The 23831-nt window shown below is 58.7% G+C and carries 20 protein-coding genes; 9 read left to right on the top strand and 11 right to left on the bottom strand.

Annotated elements, in window-relative coordinates; genetic code table 11:
* Nucleotides 1-86: 86 nt before the first annotated feature.
* The 4 genes from AAAX35_RS02175 to AAAX35_RS02160 form a co-directional block, all read right to left on the bottom strand.
* On the bottom strand, nt 87-3341 hold the full coding sequence (locus tag AAAX35_RS02175) for an ATP-binding cassette domain-containing protein (RefSeq protein ID WP_349116593.1): 3255 nt from the start codon (nt 3339-3341) through the stop codon (nt 87-89).
* Nucleotides 3342-3594: 253 nt separating this feature from the next.
* A complete protein-coding gene (locus AAAX35_RS02170) occupies nt 3595-4566 on the bottom strand; it encodes a TlpA disulfide reductase family protein (protein ID WP_349116592.1) in 972 nt (323 codons plus the stop codon).
* Nucleotides 4567-4595: 29 nt separating this feature from the next.
* Entirely contained in the window at nt 4596-5498 is a 903-nt protein-coding gene (locus AAAX35_RS02165; RefSeq protein WP_349116591.1) for a 4Fe-4S binding protein, read from the bottom strand.
* On the bottom strand, nt 5491-5637 hold the full coding sequence (locus tag AAAX35_RS02160) for a CD1871A family CXXC motif-containing protein (RefSeq protein ID WP_040219972.1): 147 nt from the start codon (nt 5635-5637) through the stop codon (nt 5491-5493). The genes AAAX35_RS02165 and AAAX35_RS02160 overlap by 8 nt, the downstream gene beginning before the upstream one ends.
* Nucleotides 5638-5727: 90 nt before the next feature.
* Between AAAX35_RS02160 and AAAX35_RS02155 the strand changes: the two genes are divergently transcribed.
* The 4 genes from AAAX35_RS02155 (at nt 5728) to AAAX35_RS02140 (ending at nt 8692) form a co-directional block, all read left to right on the top strand.
* Nucleotides 5728-6402: a response regulator transcription factor gene (locus tag AAAX35_RS02155; protein WP_349116590.1), complete on the top strand. Its 675-nt coding sequence runs from the start codon at nt 5728-5730 to the stop codon at nt 6400-6402.
* Nucleotides 6399-7538, top strand: coding sequence for an ATP-binding protein (locus tag AAAX35_RS02150; protein ID WP_349116589.1), 1140 nt, complete (start codon nt 6399-6401; stop codon nt 7536-7538). Before AAAX35_RS02155 ends, AAAX35_RS02150 begins: the two co-directional genes overlap by 4 nt.
* A gap of 30 nt (nt 7539-7568) precedes the next feature.
* The gene (locus tag AAAX35_RS02145; protein ID WP_349116588.1) at nt 7569-7862 is read left to right on the top strand and encodes an arginase family protein; all 294 of its coding nucleotides are present in this window, start codon (nt 7569-7571) and stop codon (nt 7860-7862) included.
* Between the two features lie 380 nt (nt 7863-8242).
* Entirely contained in the window at nt 8243-8692 is a 450-nt protein-coding gene (locus AAAX35_RS02140; protein WP_161155268.1) for a PH domain-containing protein, read from the top strand.
* A 169-nt stretch (nt 8693-8861) separates the two neighbouring features.
* Here AAAX35_RS02140 and AAAX35_RS02135 read toward each other — a convergent pair whose 3' ends face one another.
* From AAAX35_RS02135 to AAAX35_RS02120, 4 genes are all read right to left on the bottom strand, one after another.
* Entirely contained in the window at nt 8862-9125 is a 264-nt protein-coding gene (locus AAAX35_RS02135; RefSeq protein WP_349116587.1) for an ATP-binding cassette domain-containing protein, read from the bottom strand.
* A 215-nt stretch (nt 9126-9340) separates the two neighbouring features.
* Nucleotides 9341-9622: a hypothetical protein gene (locus AAAX35_RS02130; RefSeq protein WP_161155314.1), complete on the bottom strand. Its 282-nt coding sequence runs from the start codon at nt 9620-9622 to the stop codon at nt 9341-9343.
* A 15-nt stretch (nt 9623-9637) separates the two neighbouring features.
* Entirely contained in the window at nt 9638-10276 is a 639-nt protein-coding gene (locus tag AAAX35_RS02125) for a DUF1700 domain-containing protein (RefSeq protein WP_349116586.1), read from the bottom strand.
* Nucleotides 10248-10568 carry a PadR family transcriptional regulator gene (locus AAAX35_RS02120; protein WP_006234594.1) on the bottom strand — a complete coding sequence of 107 codons (321 nt, stop codon included), beginning with the start codon at nt 10566-10568 and terminating at the stop codon, nt 10248-10250. Before AAAX35_RS02120 ends, AAAX35_RS02125 begins: the two co-directional genes overlap by 29 nt.
* A gap of 340 nt (nt 10569-10908) precedes the next feature.
* Between AAAX35_RS02120 and AAAX35_RS02115 the strand changes: the two genes are divergently transcribed.
* On the top strand, nt 10909-11913 hold the full coding sequence (locus AAAX35_RS02115; protein WP_349116585.1) for a LuxR C-terminal-related transcriptional regulator: 1005 nt from the start codon (nt 10909-10911) through the stop codon (nt 11911-11913).
* Nucleotides 11914-12069: 156 nt separating this feature from the next.
* Nucleotides 12070-16437: a hypothetical protein gene (locus AAAX35_RS02110; protein WP_349116584.1), complete on the top strand. Its 4368-nt coding sequence runs from the start codon at nt 12070-12072 to the stop codon at nt 16435-16437.
* A 90-nt stretch (nt 16438-16527) separates the two neighbouring features.
* Here AAAX35_RS02110 and AAAX35_RS02105 read toward each other — a convergent pair whose 3' ends face one another.
* From AAAX35_RS02105 to AAAX35_RS02095, 3 genes are all read right to left on the bottom strand, one after another.
* Entirely contained in the window at nt 16528-17112 is a 585-nt protein-coding gene (locus tag AAAX35_RS02105) for a hypothetical protein (RefSeq protein ID WP_349116583.1), read from the bottom strand.
* A 9-nt stretch (nt 17113-17121) separates the two neighbouring features.
* Complete coding sequence (locus AAAX35_RS02100; RefSeq protein ID WP_055286736.1) at nt 17122-17352, bottom strand: helix-turn-helix transcriptional regulator; 231 nt, start codon at nt 17350-17352, stop codon at nt 17122-17124.
* Between the two features lie 269 nt (nt 17353-17621).
* Nucleotides 17622-18248, bottom strand: coding sequence for a sugar O-acetyltransferase (locus tag AAAX35_RS02095; protein WP_349116582.1), 627 nt, complete (start codon nt 18246-18248; stop codon nt 17622-17624).
* 121 nt (nt 18249-18369) lie between these two features.
* On the opposite strand from AAAX35_RS02095, the gene AAAX35_RS02090 reads away from it, so the two are divergent.
* The 3 genes from AAAX35_RS02090 (at nt 18370) to AAAX35_RS02080 (ending at nt 23759) form a co-directional block, all read left to right on the top strand.
* Nucleotides 18370-20367, top strand: a complete 1998-nt coding sequence (locus AAAX35_RS02090; protein WP_349116581.1) for a toprim domain-containing protein — start codon at nt 18370-18372, stop codon at nt 20365-20367.
* Nucleotides 20368-20412: 45 nt separating this feature from the next.
* A complete protein-coding gene (locus tag AAAX35_RS02085; RefSeq protein ID WP_349116580.1) occupies nt 20413-22653 on the top strand; it encodes a DNA gyrase subunit A in 2241 nt (746 codons plus the stop codon).
* A gap of 182 nt (nt 22654-22835) precedes the next feature.
* Complete coding sequence (locus AAAX35_RS02080; protein WP_349116579.1) at nt 22836-23759, top strand: ATP-binding protein; 924 nt, start codon at nt 22836-22838, stop codon at nt 23757-23759.
* Nucleotides 23760-23831 lie beyond the last annotated feature (72 nt).

Here is a 23831-nt window from a genome sequence, read left to right as displayed (position 1 = left end):
GAGGGAGTTCTTAACCTGCCGAACGGTAATTAGACCCCGTTTTCGCAAGGGTCTCAATGTGACAAAGGGACTGCCCCTTTGTCACATTATTCGGAGCGCAGGGCCTCCACGGGATCCTTCCTGGACGCGCTACGGGCCGGCAGCAGGCCAGCGACAACCGTCAGCAGCACCGAAATTGCAATGAGCACTAGCGCATCCTGCACGGGCAGGCTCATCAGATTGGGTACCTGTTTGGCAGTAAGCGCCCAGGCATTAACCGGAAAGCTCACGGCCACCACGACGACAACAGCAAAGACGCCGGCAATGAGGCCCTCGATAAAGGTCTCGGCATTGAATACGTTGGCCACGTTACGCTTCGACGCGCCGATCGCACGCAGGATGCCAATCTCCTTTTTGCGCTCCAGCACGCTGATGTAGGTGATGATGCCGATCATGATGGAGCTCACCACCAGGCTGATACTCACGAATGCGATGAGCACCAAGCTGATGGTATTCACAATGTCGGTCACCGAACCCATGATGATGCCCATGTAGTCGGTATACGAAATTGCCCGATCATCGTGGCCGGCGGCTTTGACCTGTTTGTTGTACGCATCGATGTGATCGAGTACGCGCTCCTTGGCCTCAAAGTCGCGCGGGAAAATCTTAACCGAGATGGGATCTGCCTCGTCCGCATAGCCCAACGTGGTCAGATTGTTGTCGTAGGTGAGCTGTGACGCCTTGGCGTAACTCATCATGAGCGAACTCAGGTCCTCGGCGTCCATGTTGAAATGGATGGCGCGGGCAAAGGCGCTCGCATCCACACGCATAGCGCTCGCTAGGTTGGCAAAACTCGAAGACATCTGCGTCGCCACCTGGTCCATAAGCCCTGCCGCGCCCGCCTTGAGCTGGGATGATACCGTCGACGCTATCTGCTCGCTGATTGCCTTCATCACCTGATCCATAGCCTGCTGCAGATACGGAGCCAGCTGCTTTTGCACATAGTCGCTCATCGCCTGCTGCAGACGCTCGGCCAGGGCATCGCCGCCGAGCGCTTTGAGCTGGGCCAGGATTTGCTGGGCTGTGTCATCATTCTCAAGATACGTCGAGAATGCGACAGAGAGCTTTGACGCGTCCTTAAGGTCTTCGGGCGACAGCGCCCTAAACTGATCAGACCGCAAAAAGCCCTCAAACAGTTGGTTGGCCAGCGTTCCCACCTGCTGCATTTGCTCGGGCGTGAGTTCCAGACCGTCAAAGATACCCGAGAAATCTGGGGTTGGCGCTTTTGCCATGATGTCGCTGAAGTCGATGTCCTTGCCAACGTCCGAGAGGTCAATGTCCAACCCGGATAAGTCGATACCAGAAAGGTCCATACCGCCGGCCGCACCCGAGAGTGCAGACGCATCAAACGAGAACGCGCTCTTGAGCGCCGCCTCGTCCACGCTGAACATGCTGCTCAGATCCACGCCTTGTTTGGCCTCGCCTTGCAGTTCGTCGAAGGTTTTGCCCGTAAAGACATCCGTCTCGGGGTGAGCAAGCTGCTCCTGCACAATCTGCGAATTTGCGGCGTGTTCCATAAGCTGACGAGTTAGTGCATGCGTGTAGGCAATGCCCGGGGTCAATGCGCTCGCGTTGGCCGTCTCGTTAGGTCGCACCACGCCCACAATGCGCACGTCGATACCGTCGGCAACCTTGGCGGCCATAAAGTCGGCATCGTCAGACATGTCAGTCCACATGCCGGTCTCTTCGTTTTTGCGATAGGCATCGGCCGGCGACAGCACCTTAAACGTGGTGGACAGCGCATCGTCGTAGGTAAAGTCGGTGCCGGTCTCGGGCGTTTCGACCCCACCGTCAGCCGTCATAGCGCTGTTTACCAGATCGTTGAGCTCATCGATATCCAGCGCACCGATGCTGTAGAGCGTATAGTCGCCCACCGTACCGCGGCTCGAAAGCACCATTACGGCTTCGTCGGCAGACGTGGGCCAATGACCGGCGACGACATCGTACTGGCTGTCGAGCAGGCTCTGGTCGTCAATCATCTCGTTAAAGACCGAGGTTCCCATGGATTCCATGCTCACCGTTGCCGCCGAGCTCGCGCCTCCGCTCATGGCCTCGGTCATGGCGTTGGGCACCAGCCGGACGGGCTTCTCATCGCCCTTGCCGGCACGATAGACAACCGGCGATACACCGTAGCCGTACTGAATGGCGTTGACCTCTTTATCGATGCCGTCGCCACCGGCATCGAGCCATGCCTTAAAGCTCGTCATGTCGTTGGACTTAACACTCGCAAACATATTCTTTACGGCCGTGACCACAGGAATCTTATCGGTTCCCTGAGCCTTGCCGTCGGTACCGTCGTCGGACGAATCCACGTTTTCAGACGAGCCATCATCCGTAGCCCCCTGCCCGCCCATCATGGACGACAGGTCGTAGTCCTGCTTGGAGATCGTAAGCGGGTAACTCGAGAGCGTATCCTCCTCGACCTTTTTGATGTAATTGTTCACGCCATTGGAGAGCGCCAGGATCGCCGCAATGCCGATAATGCCAATCGACCCCGCAAAGGCCGTCATGGCCGTACGACCCTTTTTGGTCATAAGGTTTCGGGCAGAAAGCCCCAGCGCCGTCACAAAGCTCATCGAGGTTTTGCGCGTAGGCTTGGCCTCGCGGCGCGTGGCGTCGGCGACATCGAAAGGATCGGAATCGTCGGTAATCTTACCGTCCGCCAGGTTGACGATACGCGTGGCGTACTGGTACGCAAGCTCGGGATTGTGCGTGACCATGATGACCAGGCGGTCGCGTGCAACATCCTTGAGCAAGTCCATGACCTGCACGGACGTCGTAGAGTCCAAGGCGCCGGTCGGCTCGTCTGCCAGCACGATCTCGGGGTCGTTGATCAGGGCGCGGGCGATGGCCACACGCTGCATCTGCCCGCCCGAAAGCTGGCTCGGGCGCTTGTTCACGTGCTCGCCCAGGCCGACTTTCTCCAACGCCTCGCGCGCACGCTGGCGGCGCTCGGCATGCCCCACGCCCGTGAGCGTGAGCGCCAGCTCCACGTTTTCCAAAATGGTCTGATGCGGAATGAGGTTATAGCTTTGGAACACAAAGCCGATGCGGTTGTTGCGATAGGCATCCCAATCGCGATCGTGAAAGTCCTTGGTCGAAATACCGTCGATCAACAGGTCGCCCGAGTCAAAGTGGTCGAGTCCGCCGATAACGTTGAGCATCGTGGTTTTACCCGAGCCCGAAGGTCCCAGAATGGCCACGAACTCGTTATCGCGAAAAGCCAGGCTCACGCTGTCGAGCGCCACCTGCGTAAACGACTGCGTAACGTACCTTTTGCAAATACCTTTGAGCTCCAACATGGACGGCAACCTCTCCCACGCGGGCGCACTTGCCCGCTCTCCCCCGCCGTTCGTATTCGACGCGTTTGTCCTACTCTATCCCCATTTTTTGCCGGAGCCAGTGAGGAATGTAGGGAACCGCATCAAAAACGAGCTGGACGGTGCCCAAAAGAAGAGGTCCCGAGCGGGACCTCTATATGGTGGAGTTTATCTTGAAAGGTAGCGGACTACTTCGCACAGCGACACACGATCCTCGCTATGCTTTACGCGTTTCCTACTGCTCGCTATTCGCAATCGCCTGGTCGATAAGTTTGTTGAGTGCTGCGCGCTGCTCGGCGGAGCTGATAGCTCCCACGATTGGATCCCCTACGATGTTGCCATTCTGATCGATGACATACGTTGTCGGGAACGAGAACAGATTTGACGTAAACTTACCGGCCTCGCTATCCGACTTGAACCAGATGTTCTTATATGTCACGCCCTTCTTGCTCAGCACGTCCTTGGCATCTGCAATCTCGCCCTTGTTGCCATCGAGCGTAAAGGAATTGACGCCCACGACCTGTCCGCCCTTCTTGGCAAGCTCCTTATTCAGGTCCTCAAGGTCGCCCAGCTCGCCCACGCACGGCTTGCAAGTAGTGAACCAGAAGTTCATGACGGTGACCTTGTTCTTAGAGAACAGCTCGTCGCTGTTCACGTCGTTGCCATCCAGGTCCTTGCCCGTAAAGCTGGGGAACTTCGTCGCCTCGCTCGAAGCATTGGCACCGGCCGTCATGCCAGCGGCCGAAGCGTCGACGCTCTCGCCTGCGCTCGGCGTGCTTCCACAGCCGGGGAACTCCTTCTCCAAGCTCTCGAGCTTGTCCTCGATCTCCTTGATCTGCTGTGCACCGGCCTTGAGTGTCTTAAGCTCATCCGCCGTAAACTCATCCTTGGCACCGTCGATGGTCTTGAGCAGAAAATCGCCGTAATTGCTGCCGTCCTCAATCATTGTCGAGTCTTTATTTGCCGCATTGAATACCTTTTCCCACAGCGCGTTATCACTCGAAAAGATCTCGTTCTCCTTCTGCATGAGCTTCGCATACAGCTCGGCGGCCTCGTCGGCATTGGCCGGCTTCTGCGCAGTGAGTTCTGCGATCTTAGGATCGGAGCTCGCAGATTCGCTCACATTGCCACCGGGCGCCGAACATGCCACAAGGCACAAGGCCAATACCGGCACCATAAACAGGGCCGCAATCTTAGAAAGCTTCATAGTCATTCCTCCGTTTTGTCGAAGCTTGTTTACTTTTTATCGGCGGTCAAGGGAAGCTTTTCCGCCGACACATCCAGGCCATAGCGATAGCTGATGGCATCGACAGGACAGGCCCCGATGCACTTTCCGCACCGGATACATTCGGCATGATTGGGCGCGCGGACCACATCAACGTCCATCTGACAAACCTTTGAGCACTTGCCGCACGAGACGCATTTGCATGCATCGACCCGAATCCCCAGTAGGGATACCTTATTCATGAGCGCATAAAATGCGCCGAGCGGGCAAATCCATTTGCAGAAGGGGCGATAGAACAAAACGCTCAGCACTGCCACGGCAATGAGAACGACAAGTTTCCAAGTAAAGAGATGTCCCAACGCAGATCGAATGCCGGCATTGGCAATGGCCAGCGGAATGGCGCCCTCGAGCACACCCTGCGGACAGATGTACTTACAAAAGAACGGGTCGCCCATGCCCACGTCGTTAACCACCAAGACAGGCAGCAGCACCACGGCAAACAGCAGCACGACGTACTTGATGTACGTGAGCGGCTTGAGCTTTTTCGTGGAGAACTTTTTGCCGGGAATCTTGTGAAGCAGCTCCTGCAGCCAGCCAAACGGGCACAGAAAGCCGCATACAAAGCGTCCCAGCAGCACGCCGAGCAAAATGAGCGTACCGGTGACGTAGTAAGAAAAGTTGAACTTGGATGAACCCACCACCGACTGGAACGACCCGATGGGGCACGCACCCGATGCCGCGGGGCACGAATAGCAATTAAGTCCAGGCACGCAGACTGTTTTTCCCGCGCCCTGATAGATGCCGCCTTTGGCAAAGTTTGGCAGGTGAATATTGGTGACCAGCGTCGCCGCCGCCTGAATGAATCCGCGAAATCGGGCCAAAACATGCGACGCAGTGTTTTCTCTTTTATCCAATTCCGATACACTCCAAGCACAGCCTAATCGCTTTGGCCAGCACGGCATCCGCCTCGCCACGCATAACGCCAAAGCACACCATGGCAATTCCGACGATCAACAAAGCGACCTGTACCACGGGTTTTACCGCTTTGAACAACACGACCACTCCTTTCGTTACGCGACCATTGGACCATATCGACTATAAAATCCGTGTTAAGCGCGATTTGGAATGTGCAAGGAGACTGTTATGCGTATTTTGATCGTCGAGGACGAGCGGGCGCTGTGTGACGCAATCGCGCGCAGTTTGCGAAACTTGGCGTACAGCGTCGACTGCTGTCACGATGGACAGGAGGCGCTCGACCTACTGGACGTTGAGTCCTTCGACCTCGTGGTACTCGACCTCAACCTTCCCCGTATCGATGGCATGACCGTGCTCAGGGAACTTAGGAAAACCGACTGCGAGACCAAGGTGCTGATTCTGTCCGCGCGTGGCGAAGTATCCGATAAGGTCGACGGACTCGATGCCGGCGCCAACGATTACCTCACCAAGCCGTTTCATCTGGACGAACTTGCGGCAAGGATCCGCAGCCTTACCCTCAGGCGCTTCGCACAAAGCGACATAGTATTAACCTGCGGAAAGCTCAGCTTTGACACCAAGGCGCGCATCGCTTCCGTGGACAGTGAGGCTCTATCTCTTACACGCAAGGAAACGGGAATCTTGGAATACCTGATGCTTAATCAGAGGCGACCGGTAAGCCAAGAGGAGCTTATCGAGCACGTTTGGGATAGCAGCGTGAACAGCTTTAGCAACGCAACCCGCGTTCATATCTCGTCGCTCCGAAAAAAGTTGCGCAGCGCTTTGGGATACGACCCGATTCGCAATCGGATTGGAGAGGGCTACGTTATGGAGGATAGCGAATGAAAAGGCTTTCGCTGCAATGGCGCATAACGATTATGACGGCACTGCTCACGTGTGCGGCATGCGTGCTGACGAACTGTCTGGTCGGCTATACGGGCATGCGCTACATGGATGCCATCGGCAGTGACATCTCGGCCTTTAACGCAACCGGCGAAGATTCGCCCCAGGCGTTCGACCCAACGAAAGCGACCCTCGATGACGAGGTCACGATCGTCGTAAACGACGCACAGGAGTCTTTTGGCACGACAGCCTGGCGCATCACGGCTGGAGTCACACTCCTTGGCGGCGTGCTGGCATACTTTGTGAGCGGCCGTGCACTCAAACCGCTACGGGCTTTTGCAGCCCAGGTTGAGCGTGTGCAGCCTGACAACCTAAGCGAAATCAGACTCAGTGAAGATGTGCCCACCGAGCTACAACGATGCAGCGCCTCTTTCAACGACATGATCGCCCGTCTTGGCGAAGGGTTCTCTGCACAGCATCAATTTACCGGCAACGCCGCACACGAGCTGCGAACCCCGCTCGCCCTTATGCAAGCACAGATTGAACTATTCATCTCCGAGCACTCCGGTTTGCAACCCGAAACAGCCGAGCTGCTCGGCCTGCTACAAGAACAAACCGAGCGCATGTCTCGAATGACCAAGGTATTGCTTGAGATGAGTGAGCTCCGCAGCGTCCCTTGCGGGGACGCTGTTGAACTCGGTCCCCTGTCCGAAGAGGTCCTCACCGACCTTGCGCCACTTGCCGAGAATAAGGGCATAGCCCTCGATTGCGCCGGAGACGCTTTGACAATCGGAAGTGATACGCTCCTCTATCGGCTGGTGTTTAATCTGGTCGAAAACGCCATCCGTTACAGCCGCCCCGACTCGACTGTCAACGTCTCCATCAGCGACAGCGACAGCCACGTGCTCCTGCGAGTCAAAGATGAGGGCCCGGGAATACCCAAGCAGTACCGAGAGAGCATCTTCCAGCCGTTCTTTCGTCTAGACAAATCCCGCAGCAGGGCATACGGCGGCGCAGGACTCGGACTAGCACTCGTTTGGGAGATTGCAGCGCTTCACGGTGGCGCTGTAGAGGTCGAAGCAAGTTCCGAGAACGGGACCGTGATGCTCGTGACCCTCTCAAAGGGGGCCACCACGTGATCCGACTGTCCAGGGGTCCCACTCGGCATTGTGAAACGCGTCCCAAAACTTGGACATGAGAAATGGGAGGCAGTTCGCATCTATGCCGAGGACGAAGTCTTGGCGGGGATTCAGAATGCGCAGAGGAAGCTTACGGCAGAAAACCCCGACAGAGTCGTGACCGTCGGCGGCAACTGTATGGTGTCGCTTGCCCTCTTCGATTACCTGCACGGGAAATACGAGAACGTTGGAATCGTCTGGATCTATGCGCATCCGGATGTATCCACGCTGAATGATGGCTACCCCAACGCTCACGCCATGGTACTTGGCAACCTTTTGGGATAAAGTCATCCTGGTCTTCGGCGGCGAATAACGCGAATGTCCGCAGGCAGACTCCAACCTGTGCGCGGAGAAGCTGGGCGACGCAAACAAGAGTCCTCGACTCGAGCATGGAGATGAATCCGTCTATCAGTCTCATCGCATACTCAGAGGAGGATGCCAGATATAGATCCCATTGGGTAAAGTCGCCGTTCATGAGGGGAATCACTGCATTGCGCTCGGCGACTCTCAAGGCACTCAGGCTTTGTTCTATTTCCCAGCTTCTTGTTTGAACTGTTCGCTATCCAAAATGCCCCCAAATGCCGGCTTCTCAACAAATCAGAAAAAGCATTGGCTATACTGATGCGGACAGTTCCGGGAGGGGTGCAAGAGACGGAAGGGCCGTAATGGGTGAGAAGGGCGAGCGGCCGGAGCGGGTGTTCCCCGGCAGGACAGACCCGTGGTTCATAGCGGCCATGGTGATTGTGGCGGGCGGTTTATCCGCGGCGTGTATCGCGTGTTTCCTGAGCTCGAGTCCCGCGCTCCTATGGGGCTGGCTCGCGCTGCTGCCCATCCCGGCCCTCGTGGCCCTGGCTGCCCTTCCCGTCCGCAGCAATCGCCTCGAGCTCTACGGCGACCGCCTCGTCGTCGTGTACGCTGGGACGCGTTCGGTGATACCCTACGCCCACGTGCGGGGCGTCCGGCGCACCAGGACGCTCTGGGCGGGGACGGCCAACTCGCTCGACCGCGTCTACATCGAGGCGCCCTACGACGGCGACGCCATCGTCTCGGTCAGAGACAACGACGCCCTCGTGGCGGAGCTGGGGCGCAGGTGCGGCCTTGGGCCCGGCGCCTGACGCCCCGAAAGGAAGAGAGGATGGACGTCCCGCACTGGCCCTACTGGAGGAAGTATTCCCTCGGCGGCACACAGGTCTGGTACGCGGACTGGGGCGACTGCCCCTTCGACACTGGTCTACATGAGCCCAGTTGAGTTCAGGAACGCAGGGCTGTCCCTGTAAAAAATGTTTAAGCAACCGTTGCAAATCCATTCTCCCGCGCAGAGAGCCCCGGGTAGGCCGAGCTCGCGTCGGGCATGTAGCCCATACGCCTCCGGGCGGCGGCAAGCCCGCGCCCGCCGCGCTCGCCGAACAGCTCAACCGAGCCCGAGCTGGGGCTGGCGGTGCCAGTGACGATACAGATGAGCGTTGACTTCCCGGCGCCGTTTTCGCCGATGAGCCCGTAGACGCGCCCCGCCTCGAGGGCGAGGTCGATGGGGCCAAGGACGGTCATCCCGCGGTACGCCTTCGTGACCCCGTGAAGGCGGAGGGGCATGGCTGTCGTCATTGCGTTCCTTTCTCCTCGGATGGATTTTGGGTATGCGTCATGGGCCCCGCGCGGGACGGGGAGCGAATCGACGCAGGCTCGAGGCCGGTTGGGTTGGGGTTGAGGTCCGGGTTCCACAGGCTTGCACAGCCCGACGGACGGGGCGTCCGGGCACGCTATGCTTAGGGAGCGGTGGGCGCCTCCGGGGCAGCAGGGGACTCGGACGCGGTGATGCCGGAGGTGTCGACCTCGCCGATTCCGGCGAGCTGCTCGATGAGGGGGAGGCCCGTCGGGTCGTCCACCTCGACGCCGCCGAGCACGATGGTGCTGTCGCGCGTGTCGATTTGGGTTGTGAACACGGCCGGGTCGAAACCCGAAGCGATAAAGCCAATGCCCGCGAGGACAACACCCGCGGCAACGAGCCCGCCCGCCACGGCGAGGTAGATCTTCTTCGCGCTGGTCATGGTACTCACTCCTTTCTACGCCGCGAGATGCGCGGCAGCGCCGCCCTTCTCGCCCTTACCCTTCCAGAAGGGCGAGGCGGCCTTCCTCGCCCAGAGCGCCGAGAGGCGCGCAATTTGTTTTGAGGCGGCCCAAGCGCCAGCACCAACGAAGAGCGCCACGCCGACGAGGCCGAGCCCCACGCCCGCCGAGGCGAGGGCGTACGGGAAGTGGCCGATGGTGACGCCGCTTACGGCAAGCAGGAGCTCAACTACGCCCACGCCCCCGAGTGCCGCCGCGACGATCCACACGCAGAGCGCCAGCACCCAGATGCAGATATAGACCGTGACGGCCACGGCGGCGAAGGCGGCGAGCAGCGGCACCCACACCGGGGAGCCCACGATGGTCAGCACCCACAGCAGCGCGGTGCTGCGCCGGCACGTCCTCGCGATCGCGCGCGGCACGGCGGGCAGGTCGTCGAGCGTGGCCTCGGCAACCTCGCCGGGGGCGCCCATGGCGGCCACGGCCTCCTCCTCGCTCATACCGTCCTCCATGCGGTCGGCGATGGCCTCCGCATAGAACGCCTTGGTCTCCTCCACCTGCTCGGCCGGTAGGCAGGCAAGCAGCTCGCCCAACCGGCCCAGAAACTCATCGCGCGTCATGGTGCGCCCCCTCAACGTATGCGTAAATCTCCCGTACGGACGGCCACTCGGCCAGGAACTCCTCGATGCGCGCACGCCCATCGTCCGTGATGCGGTAGTACCGGCGCAGCCGCCCGTTGTGCTCGGCAGAGCGCGCCGTGATGCACCCGGCCTTCTCCAGGCGCTTGAGCAGCGGGTAGAGCGTCGACTCCGTGAGCCCCATGCTCGCCGGCACGTCCTTCACGATCTGGTAGCCGTAGGACTCCTCGCCGGAGACGGCCGCGAGCACGCAGGCCTCCAGGAAGCCGCGCTTCATCTGGGCCTCCATCCGCACACCTCCTCTCGTCATATACTATGCTATACACACTATACGATGCAAGGTATTAGACGTCAACTCTCATCGCGAAGATTCTCCGGCCCCTGCGCGCTGCGAACGTGATGTCGCGGGGCGGTTGGCATTATGCATGAAACGTCAAGTAACGCTCTTTTGATCCACTTCCACTCGGCCCCATATGCCTTGTACAACGCCCCCTTCGACCTCGGGTTCAAGAGAGCCGCTAGTCTTCCTTTATACGTTCGGCATAATCGTCGGCGATACCCACAAATTCCAGTCCCGAGCAACAGGAGTACAATTGCTGCTATTGTTGCCAGCCGTTGGGAGATGGAAGATGGACTGCGATGGCTACCCATGCGTTCCCATGCCGTTGATGTGCACCGCCTTTGTGCCGGGGCAGATTGACGCTGCGGTTGCAGGCATTTCCGACCCCGATTCGCGCGCCATTGCTACGGCAGAAGCGCTGTACTTTCGCGGGCAGGCCACCCTCGCTGCCAAGACGGCGCGCCCCTATCTTGACGCCACCGATCCCGCACTGCGCTATTCCGCATGCTTTATCTGCGGATACGCCAGCCTGTCGCTCAACCGTATCGCCGACGCCCGCCGGTGCCTTGCTGGCATCCTCGATACGCCGGCCGACGAGGAATCGCCCGCCATCCACGCCACGCATATCCTGTTCGCCTCGGCCGCGAGCGTCCTGCTGCACTTGCCTTCCCCGCATTCCGCCGAAGAGTTTTATCCACTTGCAGCGCATCTGCCCGAAGGCCTGCGCCTGTTCGCCAGCTACGTGATGGCGCACGCCTTGTATCTGCACGGCGAATACGGCCGCAGTCTGGGCATGGCGGAAAACGCCCTGATCATGAAACAGGGGAGCTATCCGATCTCGGAACTGTTCCTTCACCTGGCAGCTTCCATGGCATGCATGAGCCTCAAGGACATCGACGCCGCAAAAACGCACTTCGGAACCGCTTGGAACATTGCGCGTCCCGACGGCCTTATCGAGCTCATTGGCGAGCATCACGGCCTTTTACAGGGGCTCATCGAGGCGTGCCTAAAAACGCAATACCCTGACGACTTCGCGCGCATCATCGAGATCACGTACCGATTCAGCTACGGCTGGCGGCGCATCCACAACCCCGATTCGGGCGAGGACGTGGCTGACGACCTGACGACCACAGAGTTCACCATGGCCATGCTCGCCTGCCGCGGATGGACCAACGCCGAAATCGCTCGTCATATGGGAGTATCGCCGGGCACTGTCAAAAACCGCCTATCCAGTGTGTATGCAAAGCTTGGCATCGGCACGCGCACCGAACTGGTCGCTCATATGCTGCGTTAGCGGCCAGACTGCCTAGCGCGGCACGTGCGCCCCGGAGCCCCGGCGCTTCGCTCGCTCAAATTGGACATTTTGGCCCTCGGACGGCACTACCGTGACAGGATGCCTTCTCGCAAAATTGGATTATTTCCACCGATACCTGCGGGATGGGAGCCAAAGATGCTTGATCGCCGTTCGTTACTTGTTGCCGGAGCGTCCTCGCTGGCGAGCATTATGTTGCCGCGCGTGCCGGGAAGCGCAAACGCCTTCATATTGCCGTTCGCCCCCGCCGAGGCATACGCCGACGAAGATGATCCCTTCAAGGTCTTGGTGCTCTCGCGCACCATGTTTGGTGTGGTCGTGGTCGACGTCGCCAACAAGAATACGCCCATCACGGGTGCCCAGGTCACGCTCATATCGCGCTATGCCGCAGGCAAGCAGCTCACCGCCACGACCGATGACGAAGGCACGGCCATCTTTGAGGTCGCCCCTCTTTCAGAAGGCTACGTGGACGAGGCAACGCTTCTCGACGCGTACGACTTTAACGGCGGCATCTCCATTAGCATGGCGGGCTACCGTGATGTCGAGATTCCCCTTGCGCGTATCCAGGGCGGCACCGCCATAACCGCGCCCACGCGTCCGCTTTCCGACAGCGATCCGTACTTTCGCCAGCTCACATTCGACGAATGGGACATCCAGTACGCCGACGCCACGTTTATGGCAATGCCAGCGGACGAAGCAGCAAACGACCAACCCGACACGCATACTTTTACCGTGCAGGCACATCTGCCACAGGGCGGACAGGCAACGCTGCGCATCAACAAAGTGACGCCTGCCGCGGGCAGCTCACCCGAAACCGTCACACAGATCGGCCAGATCAAGGCCAGTGCATCGGGTGCGAATAATCTGGCGACGTTCACGCTCGAAGACAAGTTCCTCGATGCAGCGTCAAACCTTCTGGAGGAAGGATGCAAGCTGCGCTTTGTGCTCGACTATCAGGGCAAAACCTATACACTCTCCTCCCCCATGGCCGTTGTCACCGCGCCGGCCGCAAAGGCAGAATCGGGATCGACCACTATCGTCCCCACCACCATGGACCAAGAGATCACTCCGTTTGATTTCCCCGCGGCGTTTCCCGGCATCGGCGGCAATAAGTTCACGTGTTGGATGCCCACATTTCCGATCCTCTTCGATTTCTCGTTTGCTGGATACGTGCTGTTTGGCGGAGGATACAAACCAGCCAGCTATATGAACGATTCGGGCAACCCTGATCCGGAATACTGGAAGAAATCGCCGCGCGAGTCGGGCGCCAAGCAGGCAAACCGCTACCTCGACGAGATGGAGGGGAAGTGGAATCAGTACAAAAGTATGAGTGCCGGTTCGGGCACCGATCCAAGAAACACCAAGCTCCTTCGCCACCGTTGCACGCCGCTGTTCACGATGGATATCGCCACACAGCTGTACGGCTCGCTCGCCTACGATTGGGTGGGCAAAACCTGGGGTAACAACAACGACCCCGCATACGGCAATATTAAGGCCCTCTTCCAGGTAAGAACCGACCTCAATTGGACCGAGCAGTTTACCCTAGGACCAGTGCCGTTTTTCCTAAACGTCAACCCCTGGGTGCTGGCGAAGCTGGCGCTCGCCGTGGGTGCCCACACGCACGGCAGCGGCGCGGCGTTTTTTAAAAACATTTCGCTCGACTATTCAAACACGTCGGGCTCGTTCACCATCCAAATCGGGCTCGCCGTCACCTTTGGCGCCGGCGTTGCAGGCGTCGCTTCGTCTGCCGTGCGCGGCGCCGCATCCCTCACGCTGTTCATTGGGTACGAGAAGGCAGATGGACACCAGCTTCCGCGACTGCGCGTAGGTGCAGACGTCGATGTCGATGTGATACTCCAGTTCGTGATGTTCAAGTGGACCACCAAGGCTTGGTCGGGGTCGTGGCCCACACTCATCGATTCGTGGAATATGTCGGTGAACAATGGCGACCAGTATGTGCTCCAGCGCTCTGAGCTCGCATTGGGTGGAGATACGCCTTATACGCTGGATGCCTGCTTCGGCTCGGTCGGCAACATTGAGGCGGGCGGCGTGCCGCAATTTATCGCATCGGCCACCATCGTCACCAACGCCGAGCTGCTCGCACGCGCCGAGGTTAAGGCCACTGCCGTAAACGTCGCGCCTGTCGTGCGCGATTGGGATCAAGCGGTCACGCGCATTGAACTCGAGGCAGATGCAGAAAGCGAAGACACGGGACAGGTCGAACATTTCGTCCACTCACTGATGGAAAGCGACGAAAACGCCGCGCCGATGTACGAGTACACCTATATCGGCCAGGCGACGAACACCGTTGCCGACCCGAACGCCAATTCTGCCGGCGTGTCGGAGGACGAGCGCGGCGGCATAAAACCCTCGAGCGACAACGTACTGTTTTCCGGCGTGCTCAGCGAAGCCCACATGAAGCTAACGATGATTGCCGGCGTGGAGTGCCTATTCCGTATCGCCTCGGTGCGCTACGGCGAGAATGGTCGCTCGCGCCTGGTGGTGCATACAAAGACGAACGGCACGTGGTCCGCTCCCACGCCTGTGGACTTTCCCCTTGGGTTTGGCGAGGGCGACGTGGAGCGCAACGGCATATTCGATTACGACTTCGACGTGGTGGAATATACAGACGGGAGGAGAAACCAGGACGCCTACGTGCTGCTGGTCTCGGGCGAGCGCCCCGCCGGTGACAACACCCTTTTCGATACGGCGAGCACATCCGGCATACTGTCCGTTGTGCGCCTGCGCATAAGCAACGACGGAGTTCGCGTGATATCGCATACGTCATGGCGCAGCATCTCGCGCGGCCGCCTTCAGGAGGATGGCTACCATTGCCTGCAGTGCCCACGCATCACGGTGGGCAAGACGCTAGTCGACGGGCGCCTGTCGGGCGCCTACCTCCACCGCCGCGGAGCCACCGCAGAAAAGGCACTCGGCAGCGAGGCCGAGGTTGCGCTGGAGTGCTTTACCCTGTGGTCGGACGTTTCGGGCGACAGTCTCACGTTCCGTCAGGTCCTCCGCTTTCCGCAGGCACCGTCGAGCATCGAGCTGGGCACGCCCGAGAATATCAACGGCAAAATGGTGGTGCCCGTTGCATACGAGACTGCAGACGGTTGCGGCTGCGCATCGTACGCCGTGATCGGCCAGTCCATTGCGGGCTGGGGCGTTATGTCGCCAGATGCGGCAGTACCCCACGCGGTGCCGTGGCCGCAACACACGGGCTTTTTGGCTACCGTCAACGAGCAGCTGCAGCATATTACTTGGGCACGAGGCGCATCGGCATTTGCAACGCAGCCCGTGGGCGCCGCGGGCTGTGGCCCGGCATCGTTTAGCGTAAGCAACAACGGCAGGTGCGTGCTCTATGTAGAGAACACCGATGGCAAGGTGGGACAAACCTACGACGAAGAAGGCAACCCGGTAGCAGTGATGGGCAAGCACTTCCGCATCTTCGCCAGCACTTTGGCAGGCGATCTGTTCACGGAGCCGTTCGTGATGTGCGAGCTGGACCACCCTGTCGATCAGATAACGACATTTTTGACGTCGGGAGGCATGCTCTCCGCGCTCGCCACGCACATTGTGAGCGCAGAGAAGAGCGAGGCAGAGCTGCACGGCATCGAAGTGCCCTTGGTGGCGTGTGCCACTCCGACGGGCGCGGTCGCTACCTCGGGCGCGGTGGTGCCCGGAGCGGCAGGCGAATCCTTCATGGTCACGGTGCGAAACGACGGCAACACCTTGCTGACCGCCGGCACGATCGATCTATACCGAGAGGGCTCCAGCCAGCCGTTCTCCAGCGCATCCATCGGGTTCGGAGCGAACGCACGCATGGCATCGATCTACGATCCGGAGCTTGCCGAGGATGCTTCGGCCAACGACATGGCACACGTGAAGTACGCGCTCGAGACGCTGGGTGCACGTTTTGCAACGCACCCGCTGGTAGCCGGCAGCGGCAACGCCGTGCTGGCACCGGGTCGCACGGCACAGTTCCGCATGAGCTTCGCCATCCCCGAGAGCTGGAGCGACGAGGTGGGCAAACGCGTAACGCTATATGCGAAGGCGCGTAATCTGGTGGCGCTCGATCCCGTAACGCTCGAGGAAATTCGACCGGGCGCAAACTCGGCGCTGGGTGCCGTACTGCACGAGCTTCATGTGCCCGACGCGGCATGCGAACGCTCAGAAGTTCAGGTCGGCGTATGTGACAGCGCGGATACGACAGGGCTTCACGACGCCCCGATGACGGTCGACGGCGATGGCGGCACGAGTGGAGGCGGCTCCGGCGGAAGCAGCTCCGGTGGCGGCAGTGGCTCTGGCAGCGGCAAGGATCACGGCAATAACAAGCGTTCCGGAAAAGCGGGCGTGCTTGCGGGCACGAGCGATGTCAACGCTCCCCTCATGGCAGCCGCTGCAGCACTCGCCGCAGCTGGTGCCGGCCTTGTCGCCTACAGCGCCCGCCGCACGGCGCTCGAAAACGACACCGCCGATGAGGTCAATTCTGATAAGCCTCACTAGCTCTCAGTTACCTTTGCGAGAGACGCCGACTCGGCTCATCGAACATCAAAATGGGCCGGTTCTGGATACCCAGAGCCGGCCCATTACGCATTAGATATCGTCCGTGGAGTCGAGTTCTGCCTCGAGCTTGGCACGGCGTCTTTTTGCCGTGAAAAACGTTGCGCACAGGACAGCAAACGTGGCCGCGAAAATCGTCGTACCGCAGAACACGCCCGTGGCCAAGTTTGCCAACCAAAAGACGCTTTCGAGCGGTACGATCTGCGCCTCAGCGATACAGCGCATTGCGGCAATAACAAGCGCGAACGCGGCGCCGCTAAGACCGCTGACAAGCAGGAAATATCCAACAGGAAGATGCTCGGTTTGCCCAAAACGATTGGTATCGACATAGCCCTTCCGCGTTTGCAGGCCTGCGCAAATCAACATCACGAGAACGAGCCACAAATACATGGCTGCCTCGAACGGCGTTGCAAAGCCATGCGGCATTTCACTGGCGTCGCTGTGAACCCACGCAACCTGTCGAGCTATAAACTGGTAGAAAAAGATCATCAACATGCCAAACGAAAGCAGCACGAAACCAATCTTGTAGATCTTCGCGCTCTCGGCCTCCAGGCGCTCATCCTTTGGGCCGGCATATTCACGCCACTTTTGCACGAGTTTTAAATCTTCAAATTTCATAGCGAACTCCTAAAGAGCGTCAGGGTCGACGTCGCTCTCGTCTTCCCAAAACAAGTCGTTCAACGTAACGCGTAGCGCTTTACAGATTGCCACGCACAAATTGAGCGTGGGGTTGTAGCCGCCCGCCTCGATCAGGCCGATGGTCTGGCGCGTAACGCCCACGGCCTCGGCCAAGTCAGCTTGCGAAAGGCCAACCGCCGCGCGCGCCGCCTTCATGCGTAGGTTCTTTTTGCCCGGCATGGAGTTCCTTTCGTGGTAATGGACAGATATCCGTTGCAACATGCCAGAAATATATTGCATCAATCAAAAAATGTCAACTATATCTGTCATTATGGAAATCATGTTCGTCATCGCCATACGGCACAGCGATTTCGATTCGCTTTTCAATCTTACTCGGGCAGAACCGAGTCGGAAGGAACCGAGTAAGTGGGACTTATCGGCATGGCCAACGCGCACGCCAATAACCGGATTTGCCGGAACCATGCGTGCCCCATCGTTTAATAGCTCCGTTATTGTTCGATGATCTTCTTGACGACCGCAGGAACGCCTGCCGCCATCACGTTGTCTGGAAGGTCTTCCGTCACAACACTTCCCGCAGCGATAACGCAGCCGCTGCCGATGGTAACCCCCTGGAGTACGGACACGTTCGCGCCAAACCAGCAGTTATCGCCAACAACAATGGGCAGAGCCCTCTCGAGACCCAAGTTGCGCTCTTTTGCCCCAAGGGGATGCGAAGCGGTATAGAAGCCGCAAAACGGCCCAATAAACACGTTGTCACCAAAGGTAATAGAACCACCGTCCATAAAGTAGCAGCCATGGTTCACGAAGCAGCCGTCGCCAAAGGTTGTCTTGTCCCCGTAGTCAAAGTAGGCAGGCGAAAGGACCGTCAGCCCCGCCGGAAGATCGGTATCGAGCAAGGTTTTTAGGGCGTCAAGCTGCGCGCTGCTTCCGGGTTTTCCCATATTGAAGTCATAGCAGAGCGCCTCTGCCCTCGCCCGTTTTGCCAAGAGTTCCTCGTCAAAGTTGGCATCATGCCACTCCCCGCGCTCCATCTTCTCTTTCTCGGTCACTGTGAGTCCCCTTAATAAAAACATTTGTGGCGGCAATTCTATCATTTGATAAGCCGTCAGTTCCATACCGATAACGAACGCGCGTTCGATGGATTTCGTGTTGGTTGGAATCGCCTATGGGCTGGGCTATGCTACCTTGACTATCTATATGACTTAAACGCAGCAAAGGAGCACCGAGAGAGCGAGTATGGCAAAAAACACCGCAAACTATGGTAACGACAGCATCCGCCAGCTCAAGGACGAGGAACGCGTACGCCTGCGCCCCGCCGTCATCTTTGGCTCGGACGGGCTCGACGGCTGCGCGCATGCCGCCTTCGAGATCCTGTCCAACGCCGTTGACGAGGCGCGCCAGGGCTACGGCAAGCTTATCACCCTTACTGCCTTTCGCGATGGCTCTATCCAGGTAGAGGACAATGGCCGTGGCTGCCCGCTCGACTGGAACCCCTCCGAGAAGCGCTTTAACTGGGAGCTCGTCTTCTGCGAGCTCTACGCCGGCGGCAAATACAACAACAACCAGGGCGGCGACTACGACTTCTCGCTCGGTACCAACGGCTTGGGTTCGTGCGCGACCCAGTATGCCTCCGAGTACATGGATGTCACGGTTTGGCGTGACGGCAACAAGTACTCCTTGCACTTTAAAAAGGGCAAGGTCGTCGGCGCCAAAAAGAAGGCACTCGAGATTGAGCCCAGCGACGAGAACCGCACCGGCACCACCATCAAATGGCGCCCCGACCTTGAGGTCTTTACCTCCATCAGCATTCCCCACGACTGGTATCGCGAGACCATGCGCCGCCAGGCCGTGGTCAACGCCAACGTGACCTTCCGTCTGCGTATCGAGGGCGACGATGGCGAGTTTTCAGAAGAGGACTTCTGCTATCCCAAGGGCATCGAGGACTACGTGCTCGAGAAGGTCGGTACCGACTACCTTACCGAGCCCTTCTTTATCGAGGCTGACCGTCGCGGTCGCGACCGCGAGGACCTGCCCGATTACAACGTCAAGATTACCGCATGCATGTGCTTCTCGCGCACCTTCACGATGCAGGAGTACTACCACAACTCCTCTTGGCTCGAGAACGGCGGCTCGCCGGAGAAAGCGGCACGTAGCGCTCTGACCAGCGCCATCGATGCCTACATCAAGCAACAGGGCAAGTACAACAAAAACGAGAGTGGCATCAAATGGCAGGACGTCCAGGACTGCCTGGTGCTGGTGACCAACTGCTTCTCCACTCAGACGTCCTACGAGAACCAGACCAAGAAAGCCATCAATAACCGCTTTATCCAGCAGGCCATGACGGCCTTCTTTAAGGAGCGCCTCTCGACCTACTTGATCGAGAACAAGGACGCCGCCAATAAGATCATGGAGCAGGTGCTCATCAACAAGCGCTCGCGCGAGAACGCCGAGAAGACGCGCCAGAGTATCAAGACCAACCTGCAGCAGAAGACCGACATGGCCAACCGCGTGCAGAAGTTCATCGACTGCCGCTCCAAGGACAAGAGCCGCCGCGAGATCTACATCGTAGAGGGCGACTCGGCAGCGGGCGCCATTCGCACGTCGCGCGATGCCGAGTTCCAGGGCGTTATGCCCGTCCGCGGTAAGATCCTCAACTGCCTGAAGGAGGACTATCCGCGCATCTTTAAGTCCGACATCATCATGGACCTCATGCGCGTGCTGGGCTGCGGCGTGGAGATCAAGGACAAGCGGATCAAGAACCTCGGTGCCTTTGACCTGGACAATCTCAACTGGAACAAGGTCATCATCTGTACGGACGCCGACGTCGACGGTTACCACATCCGCACGCTCGTGCTCACCATGCTCTACCGCCTGGTGCCCACACTTATCGACGAGGGCTACGTGTATATCGCCGAGTCGCCGCTCTACGAGATCAACTGCAAAGAAAAGACCTACTTTGCCTACACCGAGCTCGAGAAGAACGGCATTCTCAAGGAGATTGGCGACCAGAAGTGCTCCATCAACCGCTCCAAGGGTCTTGGTGAGAACGATCCGGACATGATGTGGCTCACCACCATGAACCCCGAGACGCGTCGCCTAATCAAGGTGGAGCCCGAGGACGTCACCAAAATGGAAACCATGTTCAACCTGTTGCTGGGCAACGACGAGGCGGGCCGTAAGCGCCACATCTCCGAGCACGGCAAGGAATACCTGGACCAGCTGGACCTGCAGTAGCAGCAAATCGATAACGACGGCCCATAAGAAGTTCAAGAGGAAATCGTGGCAAAGAAGAAGACGAAAACCCAGCCAAAGAAAAAGCAGGTCAACGCCGAGAACGTCATCGGCCTGCACTCCGAGGTCACCGACCAGCCGATCACGCAGACGCTCGAGGTCAACTACATGCCCTACGCCATGAGCGTCAACGTCTCGCGTGCGTTCCCCGAGATCGATGGCTTTAAGCCCTCGCACCGCAAGCTGCTCTACACCATGTACAAGATGGGTCTGCTCAAGGGCGAGCGCCAGAAGAGCGCCAACATCGTGGGTCAGACCATGAAGCTCAACCCGCACGGCGATGCCGCAATCTACGAGACGATGGTGCGTCTAGCCACCGGTAACGAGGCACTGCTCGCGCCGTTCGTTGAGTCGAAGGGCAACTTTGGCAAGTACTATTCGGGCGATCTGAGCTACGCCGCCTCGCGTTATACCGAGGCCAAGCTCTCCCCCATCAGCGCCGAGATCTTCAAGGACATCGACAAGGACCCGGTCGACTTCGTCGACAGCTACGACGGCGCCATGAAGGAGCCGCGCCTGCTGCCCACCACGTTCCCTAACATCCTCGTCTCGGCCAACAAGGGCATCGGCGTCGCCATGGCGTCCGACATCTGCGGTTTCAACCTCAACGAGGTCTGCACCGCCACCATGCACTACCTGCAGGATCCCGACTGCGACCTGCTCGAGTATATGCCCATGCCCGACTTCTCGACCGGCGGCGAGATTATCTACCGCCGCGAGGAGATGGAGAAGATCATCGAGACCGGCCTTGGCAGCTTCCAGATTCGCTCCCGCTGGCGCTGGATTCCCGAAGAGCGCATCATCGAGGTCTACGAGATCCCCTACACCACCAAGACCGATGTCATCATCGAGCGCATCGTCAAGCTCTCCAAAGAGGGCAAGGTCAAGGAGATCGCAGACATTCGCGACGAGACCGACCTCTCGGGCCTGCGCATCGCCATCGACCTTAAGCGCGGTGTCGACCCCGACAAGCTCATGGCCAAGCTCTATCGCTCGACCACGCTGCAGGATTCGTTCTCGTGCAACTTCAACGTGCTCGTCGACGGCTATCCCCGTGTTATGGGCGTGCGCCAGATTCTGCACGAGTGGGTCAAATGGCGTATTGAGTCCACGCGTCGCCGCATTAACTTTGACCTGGGCAAAAAGTCCGAGCGTCTGCACCTGCTGCACGGCCTCGAGGCGATTTTGCTCGACATCGACAAGGCCATCGCCATCATCCGCGGCACCAAGCTCGAAGCTGAGGTCGTGCCCAACCTTATGAAGGGTTTCGATATCGACGAAACCCAGGCCGAGTTTGTTGCCGAGCTCAAGCTCCGCAACATCAACGAGGAGTACATCCTCAATCGCACCAAGGACATCGCTAAGCTTGAGGGCGAGATTGCCGAGCTTGAGGAGATCCTTTCCAGCGAGGAAAACATCAAGAAGGTCATCAGCGACGAGCTGGCCGCGGTCAACAAGAAGTACGTGATGCCGCGCCGCACGGGCAGAATCGAGCCCCATGAGGTCGTCGAGGTAAGCCTGGAGCCCGAGGTCGAGGAGTACCCGGTGACCATCATGCTCTCGCGCGATGGCTACCTTAAGAAGATGACGGACCGCGTACTCAAAAAGGCGACCACGCTCAAGTACAAGGACGGCGACAAACCCTTTATCGAGTTCCCGTCCTCCAACACCCACGAGCTGCTGGTCTTTACCAACAAGAGCCAGGTATACAAGTGCAAGGTTGCGGCGTTTGAGGACACCAAGTCGGCCCAGCTGGGCTCGTACCTGCCCACCGACCTCGAGATGGAACCCGACGAGAGCGTCATCTGGGTCATCGACCCCGAGGACTACAAGGCCGACGTGCTGTTTGTCTTTGAGAACGGCCGCGTGGTGCGCGTCGCGCTTGCCGGATACGTCACCAAGACCAACCGCAAGCGCCTTAAGAACGCCATCTACGGTGGTAGCAAGCTGCTGTATGCCCAGGTGCTCAAGGAAGATCGCGACATCGCACTGGTCTCGAGCGACTACCGCCTGATGAACTTCAACACGTCGCTGCTCAAGACCAAGACGACCACCAACACGCAGGGCGTCCAGGCCTTTACGGCCAAGAAGGGCCGCTCGGTCACCACCGTCGGCACGACCGAGGAGATCCTTGGCGCCGGCGTCTCGGCCGAGAAATTCACCGCGCAGAGCCTACCCTCCGCCGGTGCCCTCATGAAAGAAAACGACATGCCGAGTTTGTTTGACTAGGACGACGGCAGAACCGCCATAAGCTCTTAAAACGGTGGGGCCCGGAGCGCAGCAACATCGCGCTCCGGGCCCCGCTCGCTGTAACGTAGTCGGAATAATAGGAATCCCCGTTTTTCACTCCTACAATCCCACGGTACAAGGCTTGTTAAGCCATTAGCAAAACTTGCAAAATTTAGCAAAAGATGCAAAAGTTAGCAAAACCTGCAAAGGGGCCACCATGGATCGCAGCAAATGTCTCCGCCATGCCAGGCATGCTCGAAGATATTATCGAGCGAACCAAAGAAGCCGCAGATAGCTACCTCTCACAGCCTCACGCGCGCATAAACGGTGTTCAAATTGGCCCAGTGGGCATCGATTGGACATATGCTCAAGAGGCTCAGGGCAACTGGCGCACGCGCATGAATGGCATCTTTAAGCAACTCGGAAAACATGACATCGGGCTTCTCATCACCATCGATGAAGTCACCGTCGATCTCGAAGAAATGCTTCAATTTGCCTCTGTTTACCAGCACTTTGTACGCGAAGGTAAAAAAGTTGCCCTACTCATGGCAGGACTGCCCTACAAAGTATCGGCGTTGCTGCGTAACGATTCCGTCTCGTTCCTCAGACGTTCCCAATATCATCAGTTAGGGCGAATCACTGACGTTGAAATTGCAAACGCGTTTCGCAAAACCGTTGAGGCCGGAGGACGTTCAATCACACCAGAGGCGCTCGAGGATGCTGTGAAGGCCGTCGACGGATTCCCCTACATGATGCAACTCGTCGGATATCGCACATGGGATGTTTCGGAGAACTCGCCCAAAATCAGCGCACCTGATGTCCAGCAGGGCTCTCTGCTTGCCCGTATGGAGCTACGCGATCGAATTCTCGAAACGACCTATCGGGAGCTTTCTGACAAAGACATCGAATTCTTGTTGGCGATGCTGCCCGATTCTGGCCCCAGCAGGGTCTCGGAGATAGCCAAACGCATGGGCGTCGCCAGCAACTACGCAAGCCAATACAAACGCCGCCTCCTGGAGGACGGCGTCATCGGAGAGCGCGGGCGTGGTCTCGTTGGCTTTGACATCCCCGCGTTCAGGGAGTTCCTGAGCGAGAAGGCATCCTAGCACGCCAAGATTGTCCGCAAGGGCAACGGCGCATGGCAATCAACGATTCACCTGGCAAGGACGGCAAGTACT

This window comes from Collinsella sp. CLA-ER-H11, from assembly GCF_040092445.1.
GTDB lineage: Bacteria > Actinomycetota > Coriobacteriia > Coriobacteriales > Coriobacteriaceae > Collinsella.
This window is presented reverse-complemented; position numbering and strand designations above follow the sequence as displayed.

Excerpts from the sequence above, each read along its gene's own strand:
- AAAX35_RS02175 (WP_349116593.1), bottom strand. The coding sequence starts at position 3,341 with ATGTTGGAGCTCAAAGGTATTTGCAAAAGGTACGTTACGCAGTCGTTT.
- AAAX35_RS02170 (WP_349116592.1), bottom strand. The coding sequence starts at position 4,566 with ATGAAGCTTTCTAAGATTGCGGCCCTGTTTATGGTGCCGGTATTGGCC.
- AAAX35_RS02155 (WP_349116590.1), top strand. The coding sequence starts at position 5,728 with ATGCGTATTTTGATCGTCGAGGACGAGCGGGCGCTGTGTGACGCAATC.
- AAAX35_RS02150 (WP_349116589.1), top strand. The coding sequence starts at position 6,399 with ATGAAAAGGCTTTCGCTGCAATGGCGCATAACGATTATGACGGCACTG.
- AAAX35_RS02140 (WP_161155268.1), top strand. The coding sequence starts at position 8,243 with ATGGGTGAGAAGGGCGAGCGGCCGGAGCGGGTGTTCCCCGGCAGGACA.
- AAAX35_RS02135 (WP_349116587.1), bottom strand. The coding sequence starts at position 9,125 with ATGACCGTCCTTGGCCCCATCGACCTCGCCCTCGAGGCGGGGCGCGTC.
- AAAX35_RS02130 (WP_161155314.1), bottom strand. The coding sequence starts at position 9,622 with ATGACCAGCGCGAAGAAGATCTACCTCGCCGTGGCGGGCGGGCTCGTT.
- AAAX35_RS02120 (WP_006234594.1), bottom strand. The coding sequence starts at position 10,568 with ATGGAGGCCCAGATGAAGCGCGGCTTCCTGGAGGCCTGCGTGCTCGCG.
- AAAX35_RS02115 (WP_349116585.1), top strand. The coding sequence starts at position 10,909 with ATGGACTGCGATGGCTACCCATGCGTTCCCATGCCGTTGATGTGCACC.
- AAAX35_RS02110 (WP_349116584.1), top strand. The coding sequence starts at position 12,070 with ATGCTTGATCGCCGTTCGTTACTTGTTGCCGGAGCGTCCTCGCTGGCG.
- AAAX35_RS02105 (WP_349116583.1), bottom strand. The coding sequence starts at position 17,112 with ATGAAATTTGAAGATTTAAAACTCGTGCAAAAGTGGCGTGAATATGCC.
- AAAX35_RS02100 (WP_055286736.1), bottom strand. The coding sequence starts at position 17,352 with ATGCCGGGCAAAAAGAACCTACGCATGAAGGCGGCGCGCGCGGCGGTT.
- AAAX35_RS02095 (WP_349116582.1), bottom strand. The coding sequence starts at position 18,248 with ATGGAACTGACGGCTTATCAAATGATAGAATTGCCGCCACAAATGTTT.
- AAAX35_RS02090 (WP_349116581.1), top strand. The coding sequence starts at position 18,370 with ATGGCAAAAAACACCGCAAACTATGGTAACGACAGCATCCGCCAGCTC.
- AAAX35_RS02080 (WP_349116579.1), top strand. The coding sequence starts at position 22,836 with ATGCAAAAGTTAGCAAAACCTGCAAAGGGGCCACCATGGATCGCAGCA.